The organism is Chryseobacterium aurantiacum (assembly GCF_003020585.1).
GTDB classification, from domain to species: domain Bacteria; phylum Bacteroidota; class Bacteroidia; order Flavobacteriales; family Weeksellaceae; genus Chryseobacterium; species Chryseobacterium aurantiacum.
In genome coordinates this window covers 1,067,006-1,079,482 of record NZ_PXUE01000002.1, presented here as the reverse complement: position 1 = coordinate 1,079,482, position 12,477 = coordinate 1,067,006, and the positions used below count along the sequence as shown (strand labels likewise).

Below are 12,477 nucleotides of genomic sequence, written 5' to 3'. Positions count from 1 at the left end.
CGGTTTTTCGTTTTTATGAAATATTTTTAGAATCTTCTGACAGGTCTTACTCTCACCGAATAATAGTCTTTGGTGTAGCTCCACATATATCCATTATACCCTTCCAGAATCTTTACCTGATTGCTTCCAGGTATCTCTGTAGAACTCCAGTAATACTTTTGTGATACGTTATTTGAAGCGATATTGTAAACATTCTTGGAACTTTTATAAAATGCCATTAGCTCATCTTCTGAGGGAAGAAACCAGTCTGTTAAACCATTGATAGCATAATTATCACATAATCTTGCCGCAGAATTAGCATCTGAACATTGAGAAACAATTCTAACTGTATTAGAAGGACCTGATCCCATTACTGACTGCGTCTGATTGATAACATCAAAAGGACATCCCCATTCAACCTTATCAGATCCATTGTAAATAAGGTTAGCAGGAGCTGCTTCTAAATATCTCCAGCCATCCGTAGTTTCTCCTTTGTCATAGTAAACATATCCACCGGAAGCACCTATTGCTCCGGCTGTTTTAAATGTCTTTTCAGCTGAATAATACACTTGTGCACCCTCTCTTACATAAGATTTTACATAGTAAGTAGTGTTAGGAAGTAATCCGTTAGCTTCCAGTTCATAAGGAGAATAATTGTTAGCGGTTGTTGCTTTAACCGTTTGTCCGTTTGAAATGTCTACTCCTGCAGTAGTTCTGTAGCAGAATCCCTTTTCATCCGGAAAGAATGGCTCAAGATAATTTACTGTAATTTTATCTGTTTCGAAAGTAGCAGATGTTGTATAGATCTGCTTAACCATTTTAAAGTTAATATCCATTTTTCCGGGAGAGGTAAATGTCACATTGTCTCCGTAAATGGTTTCCCCATTATTAGCCTTAACAAAAGCTCTTATGTAATAAAGGGTCGATTTTTCGAAATCTGCCCCATAATCTGGCGTAAGTGCGTAGTCTCCTACAGAATTATTGAATTCAGAGATTGTTTTAGAACTGCCGATTGTAGGATTGATAGTTTTTGACCAACAGAATCCGCGAGATGAAAATCCGGCTCCTGCTGAAGTTACCGTCCCATGGAAAGTGAACTGAGCCAAATTAAAAGTAAGCTGCCCTGTAGTGACCTTTGGATATACAGTGGTATTGTTATTTCCGTTGTTATCATCCCCGCCATTATCTGATCCACAGGATGACAGAACAAAAATAGAGAGCACTAGAAATAATAGTTTTTTCATGAATATTAGTTTTTTAAGTTATTTAGTTTTATTAAAGGCTGGCAAATATATAAAAAAAAATCACTGTTTTTGTTATTATTAATCTGTTTGTAAATTAGACTGTTGAGAAGATGGTATTGATAAAAAATAAGGTGAAGAAGTATTTTTGAAAAACGCCATTCGAGGGAGTCGAATGGCGCATATTTATTTAAAAACTCTGATAAAACTATCTTTTTCCAGGCTTTCCAGAGAGAAATTGAGATCTGCTTCAGCTTTTTCCATGGTAACTGTTGCCCCCAATTCCTTAACAAGATCGTTGAAAGAAATTGGCTCATACCATTGCTGATATAATGCATTGGTTGCCATTACTGCAATCTCTGTATTTCCTGAAACATGAGAATGACCTGCTCCAAAATTCAATAAGACAAAAGTCTGTTTTTCTCCCTTTGGAAGAAGCATTCCAAGAATTGTCTGCCTTTGGACAGAGTTACATCTGATTTCCGCAAAAAGATGGTTGGGGTTCATCATATAATCTCTTGAGATCACATCTCCCTTTCCGATCACAATTTTATATCCGCATTCTGTGTTTCCGCTATATACATTGTTCATGATCAGGGTAGGAACATTCAATCCTTTGTTGGCATATAGATATTCCACAGCTCCGTTAGGTGCAGAAGTCATATCTCCGGAATACATCAGATTTCCGTTTTCCTGATTATAAGCTGCATTCCAACCGGTTTTTCCACCAATATTTAATGCAGAGAGATCAAGATCATAGGCTCCCCAAGCATCTTCCCAATAGATTCCCACCGCAAGTTTTTCACCTGAGAATCGTGTTCCCGCAGGAATATTTCCTACAAACATCTTTTCAGAAGTCGGAAGTCCGAACTCAACATCCTCAGGGAAGTAAAATGACTTTCCTGAAAGGTCAAATCTGGATTTTAAATATGTTAGGATAAACTCAAAATTCATTTCATTTACCGAACTGTTTTTCCCGGATTTCACCCATGATTTCCCGTTTCTGATTCTATATACAAAAGTATCCTGACCATACATTCTTAAATAACACGCTGACAAGGCTTTAAATAAAGCGAATGGTGTCGCATTATCCAGCCAATGCAGATCATTCTCATCCAATAATAGATGGGTGGCATCATTAAGTGGGTTAGAAACCAAGGGTTTATGATAGACCTTTGATAACTTGGAAATTTTATTAATAGTCTTTGGTGATTTGCTTTTATAAGCCAAAAACAATGGTTTAAATCTGTTGAAAATCTCAGCAAGCTTTTTCAGTCCGAAGCTCTCAAACAAATCAGACGGGTTGAATTTACTTTCCTTGATACTTTCAATCAACGTCTTATTTTTGATCAATAGACTTGTAGCTGTTGATTTAAAGATGACGTATCTGAAAAATTCTACAGGATTTTCAGGATAGATTTTATAAAGGTCTGCAATTTTGATAACGGCCTCCTTGTTCCTGATGTTTTCCTTTCCTGTGAATTCATAATTCAGCTCTTTGTTCAGAATATACAAAAGATCATTGATGGTTTCTTCCTTTAAAGCAATTCCCGATTTCAATAAGGAAAGACATTTATCAGTCATCTCATCCACAGAATACGCTTTAATTACCTTGAAAGTAATTTTCATTTCAGGAATATTCAAAACCTCATTGGGGATGTAGATTTCATCCTGGAAATTACTTCCATAGGTAGAAATATAATGCTCAATTTGATCTATCAATAGTTCCCATCTTGTACTGTTCTTTATCTTTTCCCAAGACTTATGGAAAGTTTTATTAAGATCATTACCGTTTAATTTTTCTTTTGCATAGTAGCTGATGATATCTTTCTTTGCCCAAAGTGCATTAGGTTCAATGATAAATCCCTCATTGGATATAAAAGGTTTTTCATCCGTTTTTTTAGCCAATACAGCATTGAAAAGTTGAAGTGTTTTCATGATATAAAAATTAAATAAGTGAGGAGTAGTTTTTTTAAAAGAAAAATGCTATAGGAACTCCTTTTACCTATAATTTTTTGAAAAAAAGCGGGGAGTAATACCAGTAAATTATAGGAACTCCCTTTGCCTTTATTTTTTTGTAGATAGAAACATATTGTCTATCATTTTGCTGAGCAGGCAGGATTCGAACCTGCGTCCCACAAGTTGAGGAACTTTGTTTGCCAACAGCCGAAAGTTGTTGTTGCTCTAACCAGCTGAGCTACTGCCCATCCATAATTATTAGTTTTTATGATTAAAAATTACAGATTATGGATTTCTGTATTTCTTCTTTTTCTTCCATGGTGCGTTTTTCTGAACATCACCTGCCATGATACATCCGTAGGGCATTACTTCATCCAGAACCTCGCAAAGACCATACTCTTCAATCTGTGCCCTCACGTTTTTTGCATTTTTATAAGCACTGGGTAACTCAGAAATATCAACTTCATTGGAGTAGAAACGGATATCCAGCCCTTTGGTTTCTTCATTAAAGATTTCTTCAGTCGTTTTATGAGCCAAAGATCTTTTATGCTGGCTTCTGCTGAAGTTTCTTCCCGCTCCATGAGGGGCAAAGCCAAGGTTTCTTTCATTTGTTTTTCCCTGAACAATCAATACAGGTTCCGCCATATTCAACGGAATTAGTCTTGGTCCAGTAATATCAGGCATGAATTTATCATCCAGTGGGGTTGCGCCCTTAGCATGGTAGAACAAGTCTCCATCCCTGAATACAAAATTATGTTCATTCCAATATCTGTTTTCTTTCTCCATCTCCAGTTTGTTCAAAACTGCATCATGAATGGAAGTATGGTTTTCCTTCGTCCATGTTCTTATTAACTGGAGAGCTTCCCAATATGATTTACCTTCTTCAGTATCATAAGGAATCCATGCATTTTCCCTTAATGTTTCAGGAGAAATATCCTGTCTGAAACGGTTAGCTACTTTCATTCCTTTATCATATAATGCCGCCCCTGGAGCTCTTGATCCGTGATGGGTTACCAACATTGTATTTCCTGTATTTTTGGAGATTCCTACAAACAAGAAATGGTTTCCATCTCCCTGAGTTCCCATATGAGAACGTGCAATGCTGATCAGTTTCTCATCATTTAAAAAATAGTTTTCTCTAAATGCTTCCATCAATTCCTGAGACATAGGCATCTGTTCACCTCTTGGTCTCCCTCCATATCCAAAGTGAGTTATTGAATGAGCTGCATCCAGAATATCCTTAGGGTTTACTTTCCCAAAGTCTGTAAGCATCACAGAACAACAAATATCTGCGCTATGGAATCCCGGATGAATTGCATTTTTTGCAACTACCACACCACCTACCGGGATCTGACCTTCCGGACCTGTAGGACAGGCATCAGGCATAATTGCTCCTGCTGTTAGTGTAGGTGTTTTCATCAGAACTTTCATCGTTTTGATTACCTTTTCTACATTATCATCTTCACTTTCATGTTCAGCCCTGATATTGATGATAAAATCCTTGGGTGTTTCATGGAGCGGAATAAGTTCCGGTTGTTTGAACAGTTCCAGATATTCCTTGATCTGATCTTCATTCAGATTATTTTCATTGATATATGTAATGGCATCTTTGAACCATTTAGCTGGTCTATATCCTAATTCAAGTAAGTGATTTCCATTAAATTCCATTAGTTTTCTCATTTTGATAATGCAAAGTAATATCCTTGTTGCGCAATAGTTTTGCGTAGATAAGAAAATTTTGATTATTTTTACAAAGACAATTAAATAAAATAAAAAAGGCTAATTCGATATCCATCTATTAGCCATCAAATGATATAATTTAAAACCAATTTTTATGGTATTATTAGAACAGTTACAGCATTTTCCGGAAACGATTGAATTCAATGAAGTTATTGCTTACATTGATCAACATTATGATTTTACCCCTACTGCTTTCAAAAACGGAAGTACAGCAAACGAATCGGGACAAAATAATGGTTCATGCAAGGTTTTCAGCTTTGCGAAGCTTAAGGGATTGACTAAAGGGCAGACCCTTTCTCTTTTTGGAGAATTTTACAGAGAAGACGTGCTAAAAAATCCCAATGGAAATGATCATCAGAACATCAGAAACTTCATGAACTTCGGATGGGAGGGTATTTCTTTTGAAGGTGAAGCTTTAAAGGAGAAATAATTTTTGAAAAAGGGAATTCGCTAATTTGCTTATAGAATGCTTCTGCATTAAAGCTGGCAATTAAATATTACAATCATGTCATCCAATAAAAATGCACTGATCCGCTACAAGACTTTGGATAAATGTCTCAAAAATAAGTATCGAAAATATACCCTTGAAGATCTTATTGACGAATGTTCTGAAGCTTTGTTTGAGTTTGAAGGAAAAGAATCTTACGTAAGCAAAAGAACCATTCAGCTCGATCTGCAGAATATGCGAAGTGAAAAATTCGGGTACGAAGCTCCCATTGAGGTCTACGAAAGAAAGTATTACCGCTACAGTGATCAGGATTACAGCATTCATAATATTTCTGTGAATGAAAGTGACCTGAAAGCGATGAATAATGCCGTTCAGATCCTGAAGCAATTCAAGGATTTTTCTATGTTTAAGGAGATGAATGGGGTAATTCAGAAGTTGGAAGACTCCATTCATGCAACCAATCAGAAATCCATCATTCATTTAGATAAAAATGAACAGTTGAAAGGACTGGAGCATATCGATACTCTGTATGAAAGCATTGTCAATAAAAAGGTATTAAAAATTCTTTACAAGAGCTTTACAGCAAAAGAGTCGAGTATTTATACCGTTCACCCTCAGTTATTGAAAGAATTTAACAACCGTTGGTTTCTCATCTGTCTTTACAAGCAGAAAATGTACAATCTGGCTCTGGATAGAATGGAGAATATTGAAGCAGATGAAAGCCTATCCTATATAGATAAGGATCTGGATGGTGACGAATACTTCAAAGATATTGTAGGCGTTACGGTTGCAGAATCAATGCAGCCCAGAAACGTTATATTTTTTGTAGACTCAGCCAATGCTCCTTATGTGAAAACAAAACCACTGCATAAAAGCCAGGAGATCATTAGTGAAACAAAGAATGGAACTCTGTTTAAAATCTGCGTACAGATCAATTTTGAACTGGAAAGATTACTGCTAGGCTTTGGTGAGACTCTTATTGTCCATAAGCCACAGAAACTGAAATTGAAAATGGAAGAAAAGTTTAAGGCGGGACATAAAAACTATCAGGATCTGATCCTGCTTAATGGAGAGCCTATTCAAGATTGATAGTCGTTGTTCATTTGTATCATTCCGAATGATTTGCGCAAAGTGCAGTCATAAAATTTATCTGCTTTTTTTATCTTGGCTTGGAAATTGTAGTAGTTAGGTACAAAATAGCACTATGAAATCAAGAATATTTAAAGCATTAATTGCCATTATAGCCCCTATAGCGATAGAATATATCGTTAAAAAAATATCTGAGAAACTTGATAAAAAAGATGATCAGAAAGAGAAAGAACCCAAGCAGATTACTGCTTAAACGTAAAAGTAGTTAAAATTTAAAATTATTGAAAAGAGACTGTCGTATCATAACGGATAGTCTCTTTTTTTGTGGACATTCAATAAACTTAAGTGAACTTCCTACACGTAACCCTTATCGCTTAAAAAACTTAAGTGTTAAAAAAACTTTTGTGACTTTGTGGTTCAAGTTCAATTTATATAAAATCATAGATTCCCTTTTTTCCGAAAAATCAAAGATTTTTAGCAGACTCAAGTGAACTTTCTACACGTAACCCTTATCGCTTAAAAAACTTAAGTGTTAAAAAAACTTTTGTGACTTTGTGGTTTAAGTTGAATTTATATAAAATCATAAATTCCGTCTTTCCAACCCAAAACTTTCGAAGAATCAGCCTTAAGCCAGTTTCTTAAAATAGTGGCATACACTTTTCTAAAATCTTCTTTATAAATAAGGTCTCCCTCATTTAAATTTTGCAGGTCAGGAAGTGAATTTAATAAACCTTTCTTTTTGAGATTTCCGCCAATGAAAAACATCTGGTTGGCTGTTCCGTGATCTGTTCCGTTGCTTGCATTTTGGGCAACACGGCGGCCAAATTCAGAAAACGTCATCAATAGAATGTTATTGAATAGCCCATTGCTTTTCATATCAGCAACAAAGGATTTTACAGCCTCATTGATGTCGCCAAATAATTTTTTTTGCCTTTCATTCTGGTTGACGTGAGTATCAAAACTTCCGATAGAAAGATAATAAACCTGAGTATTGATATCGGATTTGATGAGAGAGGCTACTGTTTTGAAATCTTTCCCCAGTTGAGAATTAGGATAAGTTTGTTCCGTTTTTTTTGCCTTACTTTTTTCAAAAATATACCCCGCATTGTTGATTGTAGATCCCAATGTTTGATAAAGATAAGAAACCGTTTCATCATCATGATGATGGTCGTAAAGTGATTTAAAATACTTTTCCTGACTGGTCTGATACAGTCTTTTGGGATCTTTAAATGCAAATGCTTTATTGTTTTCTCCCTTTAAGGCAAGGCTCAGCATATCATCTACCTCCAGTGCTTGGGTAGGATGTTCACAACGATAACACTCCTCATCCAGAAATCGGCCAAGCCAGCCTGTTTCCAGAAACTCATCACTTTTGCTTGCAGACTGCCAGATATCCATACTCCGGAAATGAGACTTATCCGGATTAGGGTAGCCCACATTGTTCATTACAGAAAGCTCACCATTGTCAAAAAGTTCCTTAAAGTAGGAGAGGGAGGGATTAATTCCGGCCTCATCTGTAAGGGATAAAGCATCCTGAACAGCAAGTGTTTTCCTTTCTCTGAAATAAATGTCATTCTTTACAGGGATAATGGTGTTCAATCCATCATTTCCTCCCGTAAATTGGAGCACTACAAGGATATTCTGAGTAGGAGCTAACGCTTCATCCAGTGTCATAGCCTTTAGAAAATTAGGCATCAGTAAAGAAGCTGTTGCCAATGAACTTATTTTAAGGAATTCTCTTCTTTTGATTAACATAGCATTTTATTTAGAGCGTAGGTGATAGATAGAGTTGCTATTTCCATGTTTACATTAACTGATATTCCGGGGTAGACATAAGGTTGATAACATTCATCTTTAAACTCTTGTCAGAGAAATTATTTACCGTCTTAATATCCAGACTTTGAGCATTTTGAATCAGATAATCTTCACAGTTTTTATGAGCGAATATTTTATCTAAACGATCCCAGTCTATGATAATATTGGGATTTTTAAAGGTTTTATTTAAGGCTGTTTCCTTAGATTTCATTCCCATATCAATGTCATCATCCTGTCTCGGGCTGTATTCTAATGGTCGCAAGCCAGACCATATCTGTGGAATCTGGAGTCTTAGCATCAATGTAGAACTATCAATCCAGGATTTTCCGTTGGGCCAGCCTGAAACATTGGGTGGGTAAAGTAACATTTGCCCTAATAATTTTTGGTAAACGATGAGGTTTTCAGGATTTTGAATCTGCATTGGAAGGATCCGCATCATTCCGGCCATTAGTTCTACAGGAGATTTTATTCTGTTTCCTATGTTTTTCTGGTCATAAAACCATGAGCTTGAAAATATTTCAGTCATTAGTTTCTTAATATCATAACCAGAACTGTAGAAGTTGGAACTAAGTCTACTGATTATGTCTTGATCAACATTTTCATTCACAAAAAACCTATAGATTTTAGTGGTAATAAATTGGGCGGTAGCCTTTTGCTCAAGAATAATGTTTAAAGCATCACTTCCGTCAAAATTACCTGTCTTGCCTAAGAAAGTCTTCGTTCCCTCATCGTGCTGATTTTTTCTTTCCTTGAAATTTCCCTCTTTATCATAGCTCCAGCCTGTAAATGCTCTGGCCCCTTCTCTCACATCTTTTTCAGTATAATTTCCTCTCCCCATCGTAAAAAGTTCCATTACTTCACGGGCAAAGTTTTCATTGGGGTGATCTTTTTTGTTCTGTTGATTGTTCAGAAAATTAAGCATTGCGGGCGATTGGCTTACTTCAAAAAGCAGCTCTTTAAAATTTCCCAAAGCATTTTTTCGGATTGTATTTAAAAGCTTTTGGTTGAATTTTGGGTTCACAACCCTAGATGCAAAATGCCCATGCCAGAAAAAAGCCATCTTTTCTCTCATTTGCTCCTTGCTGTTTACTATTTTATCAAGAAAATTGAGGTTCAGTTCATTGTTTTGCTCCCTGTTAATCCGCTGCATTTCCTTTTTCTTTTCAGCCGGAGCCGTACTGTTCATATAATCCGCTGTTGAATCTATGTCGGGAGTGTCATAGGTAACCTCACTAAAATGGTCTTCTTTAAATAGTTCATTCATCAACGTTTTAATGTTTTTATTTTTCAAATCGTCGATTTGATTGATGCCGATACCGAAGCCGGCTCGCCAAAGAAGATGCTTGTTCTTTAATAATGAATCAGCCATGGTGAGATCATTTATTTTTTTGATGAAATAGAAAGGATAAGGTTAAAATAACAACGGGTTAAGGTTTGTTAATATTATTTTATACACTAGTATGATACGCTGGAGCCTAAAACTAGATACTCTTTGTTTTCCCCAAATGCTATTCTGCATCCTGTTTATCTTACAATATAGTTTTCCATTTCTAATTTTGACCATTTTTTTCTTTAATTCTACTTTTTTTAACTCCTTTTTTGATAATTTTTGTTAAACAAACATTTAAATTTAGTTAAAAATAACCTATTGATATTCATTGTTTTATGATTTAATCGAGTGTTAAAACAACAAATAAACCCTTGCTTGGCACGATTTTTACATCCTCTTGTTTAGTAAAATTTAAAAAATTAGAGTTATGAAAATGTTTAAACAAGCAATATTGCTAGCTGGAATTTTAACAGCAGGTATAGCAAGCGCACAGGACTCAAAAATGACTAATATGATCAAGGTAGGTGCGAATGTTGGTTTGGCAGTTCCCTCAGATAATCTTTCCGCTGCAGTAGGAGTGGATGTTGCTTATCAGAACTTGATTACTCCTGGGTTTGGTTTAGGTATCGCAACAGGATATACTCACTATTTTGGAAAAGAAAATAACGGTTATAAAAATAATGATGTAGGAGTAGTTCCTGTAGCAGCTTTAGTAAGAATTTATCCAAAGCAAACTGGTTTCTATTTTGGAACTGACTTAGGATACGGGTTCTTGGTTGGAGATAAAACAGTAGCTTCCAACACAAATGTAGAAAGAGCCAATGGTGGTTTCTACATTAAACCGGAGATCGGATACCACAACAGAGACTGGAACTTCTTCGTACAATACCAAAAGGTTTTTGTAGGAACAAAAGGAGATTTAGTTGGTCAGGACTATAATGTGGGGAATATCGGAGTAGGATTCGGTTATAATATTCCATTAGGAAAGTAGTTAGATTTAATATATAAACAATTATTAACCAAAACCTTTTCACGAAAGTGGAAAGGTTTTTTTGTTCTGTGCAGGATTTACGAAAACAATTATTATATTTGGTAAAATTTGAGGTTATGATTCTGAATCCAAAATTTCCACTTTATTTACCAGGAGTAGAGAACAGTAATAATGATAATGTTTCTATCATTGGGGCAAGCCTCCGTGAAGATGTAACAATCTTAGGCTATTTCGTTTCCGGTAACGGAGGTCTTGAGATAAAAATTCAAAATACATATTCTACCAAGGAATATGCTTCCTTTAATGATATTCTAAGAAAGTTTATCCAGGACAATCAGCTTGAGAATGTACAACGTCTGGGAATGGCAGTGCCGGGACCGGTTATTGACGGTAAAAGTAGCCCTGCAAGATTGGGCTGGAACTTAGACGTTGAAGAGTTTAAAAGAGACTTCGGCTTCGAGAAAGTAGATATGCTGAATGATATGGAAGCATCTGCTTACGGAATGGCTCTTCTTGAAGACAGTGATCTTGAAGCAATCTATACCAGCGGCCATCTTGAAAAAGGAAATGTTGCAATCCTTGCACCCGGAAACGGACTTGGAGAGGCAGGATATTTCTTTGACGGGAAAAACCTAAGGCCTTTTGCAACGGAGGGAGGACATTCTGAGTTTTCACCAAGAACCAATGTAGAAGTTGAGTTCTATCAATTCTTAAATAACATCTATGGAATTGTAAGTTGGGAAAATGTACTTTCCAAGACAGGACTATTTAATATCTATAGATTCTTAAGAGATGTGAAAAGACATCCTGAACCGGAATGGCTGGGAGAACGTCTTACTAACGGAAACTTCGCTCAGGAACTTTACAGAGCGGCAGTAGAAGATAATGTTTTAATCTGCAAAATCGCTTTAGATACTTTCCTGGAGTTTTTGGCAAGAGAAGCCAATAACCTGACCTTAAAACTGAAAGCAACCGGAGGATTACTGATTGCAGGGGATATCCCTCAGATGGTCATAGAATATGTTGATAAGACTAAATTTTATGAAAAATTCAAGATCAGTGATAAAATGGAGGGAATGCTTAGAAACATCCCGATCTATCTGGTCAAGCAAAATCACACTGCATTAAAAGGTATGGCACTTTATACAGCCTACTATCAAGAATAAAGAGAGCTCCGAAGAAATTCGGAGTTTTTTTATAGGATGATATTATTCATGAAAATAATTAATTTTCTTGATATACATCAATGAAATCTATCAAATAAGATGGCTACATTTGCATCAATAAATAAGTAAACAATTCTATCAATGAAAAAAATATTTTTATTAGCAGTTTTAGCTGGTGGTTTAGCTTTCGGACAGTCCAAAAAAGTAGTTGCATCTGATGTTCACTGGTGGGGATATAAAGTGGCAAAATCTGAGGCAAGTTCTCACGACGGAACTGTAAAAGTGAAGTCTGGAGACATGGTTATGAAAGGAAACCAACTTGTAGGAGGAAGCTTCGTATTGGATATGACTTCTATTAATGCTACTGACCTTACAGGAGAGTATCAGCAAAAATTAAACGGACACCTTAAGAATGGTGACTTCTTTGAAGTTGAAAAATTCCCTACTGCTACTTTTAAAATTACAGGAGTAAAGAAAAACAACGATAAAGTTTATAATTCTTTAGTAACAGGAACCCTTACTTTAAAAGGAAAAACAAGCCCGGTTACTTTCCCGGCTAAGATTTCTTACAGCAAAGGAGTAGTAAGTTTAGTATCTAACAAATTCTCTTTCGACAGACAGAAATTTGATGTAGCTTACAAGTCTACAATGCAGGATGTTTTTGTGAAAGATGATATTGATATGCTAGTTAAGGTGACTGCTCAATAAATTAATCAAAA

General features: G+C 35.8%; 11 protein-coding genes and 1 tRNA gene. 6 read left to right on the top strand and 6 right to left on the bottom strand.

Annotated features, from left to right (window positions below):
* Positions 1-26: 26 nt before the first annotated feature.
* The 4 genes from C7D53_RS11210 to C7D53_RS11195 form a co-directional block, all read right to left on the bottom strand.
* A complete protein-coding gene (locus C7D53_RS11210; RefSeq protein WP_106916559.1) occupies positions 27-1,223 on the bottom strand; it encodes a DUF1566 domain-containing protein in 1,197 nt (398 codons plus the stop codon).
* 183 nt (positions 1,224-1,406) lie between these two features.
* A complete protein-coding gene (locus C7D53_RS11205) occupies positions 1,407-3,158 on the bottom strand; it encodes a hypothetical protein (protein ID WP_106916558.1) in 1,752 nt (583 codons plus the stop codon).
* 169 nt (positions 3,159-3,327) lie between these two features.
* A tRNA-OTHER gene (locus C7D53_RS11200) sits at positions 3,328-3,427 on the bottom strand.
* Positions 3,428-3,464: 37 nt separating this feature from the next.
* Positions 3,465-4,847 carry an RtcB family protein gene (locus tag C7D53_RS11195; RefSeq protein ID WP_106916557.1) on the bottom strand — a complete coding sequence of 461 codons (1,383 nt, stop codon included), beginning with the start codon at positions 4,845-4,847 and terminating at the stop codon, positions 3,465-3,467.
* Between the two features lie 166 nt (positions 4,848-5,013).
* On the opposite strand from C7D53_RS11195, the gene C7D53_RS11190 reads away from it, so the two are divergent.
* From C7D53_RS11190 to C7D53_RS20920, 3 genes are all read left to right on the top strand, one after another.
* Positions 5,014-5,349 carry a HopJ type III effector protein gene (locus tag C7D53_RS11190; RefSeq protein WP_106916556.1) on the top strand — a complete coding sequence of 112 codons (336 nt, stop codon included), beginning with the start codon at positions 5,014-5,016 and terminating at the stop codon, positions 5,347-5,349.
* Positions 5,350-5,424: 75 nt separating this feature from the next.
* Positions 5,425-6,456, top strand: coding sequence for a helix-turn-helix transcriptional regulator (locus C7D53_RS11185; protein ID WP_106916555.1), 1,032 nt, complete (start codon positions 5,425-5,427; stop codon positions 6,454-6,456).
* Between the two features lie 115 nt (positions 6,457-6,571).
* Positions 6,572-6,709, top strand: coding sequence for a hypothetical protein (locus tag C7D53_RS20920; RefSeq protein ID WP_162926152.1), 138 nt, complete (start codon positions 6,572-6,574; stop codon positions 6,707-6,709).
* A gap of 317 nt (positions 6,710-7,026) precedes the next feature.
* On the opposite strand, the gene C7D53_RS11180 is transcribed toward C7D53_RS20920, so the two are convergent.
* Complete coding sequence (locus C7D53_RS11180) at positions 7,027-8,211, bottom strand: DUF1501 domain-containing protein (RefSeq protein ID WP_106916554.1); 1,185 nt, start codon at positions 8,209-8,211, stop codon at positions 7,027-7,029.
* Positions 8,212-8,260: 49 nt separating this feature from the next.
* Positions 8,261-9,640 carry a DUF1800 domain-containing protein gene (locus C7D53_RS11175; RefSeq protein WP_106916553.1) on the bottom strand — a complete coding sequence of 460 codons (1,380 nt, stop codon included), beginning with the start codon at positions 9,638-9,640 and terminating at the stop codon, positions 8,261-8,263.
* Between the two features lie 388 nt (positions 9,641-10,028).
* Between C7D53_RS11175 and C7D53_RS11170 the strand changes: the two genes are divergently transcribed.
* The 3 genes from C7D53_RS11170 to C7D53_RS11160 all read left to right on the top strand — a co-directional run bounded on the left by C7D53_RS11170 (position 10,029) and on the right by C7D53_RS11160 (position 12,466).
* Positions 10,029-10,592: a hypothetical protein gene (locus C7D53_RS11170; RefSeq protein WP_076353682.1), complete on the top strand. Its 564-nt coding sequence runs from the start codon at positions 10,029-10,031 to the stop codon at positions 10,590-10,592.
* A 116-nt stretch (positions 10,593-10,708) separates the two neighbouring features.
* Complete coding sequence (locus C7D53_RS11165) at positions 10,709-11,758, top strand: glucokinase (protein WP_106916552.1); 1,050 nt, start codon at positions 10,709-10,711, stop codon at positions 11,756-11,758.
* 141 nt (positions 11,759-11,899) lie between these two features.
* Positions 11,900-12,466 (top strand): YceI family protein, encoded by a 567-nt coding sequence (locus C7D53_RS11160; RefSeq protein ID WP_106916551.1) that lies wholly within the window; start codon positions 11,900-11,902, stop codon positions 12,464-12,466.
* Positions 12,467-12,477 lie beyond the last annotated feature (11 nt).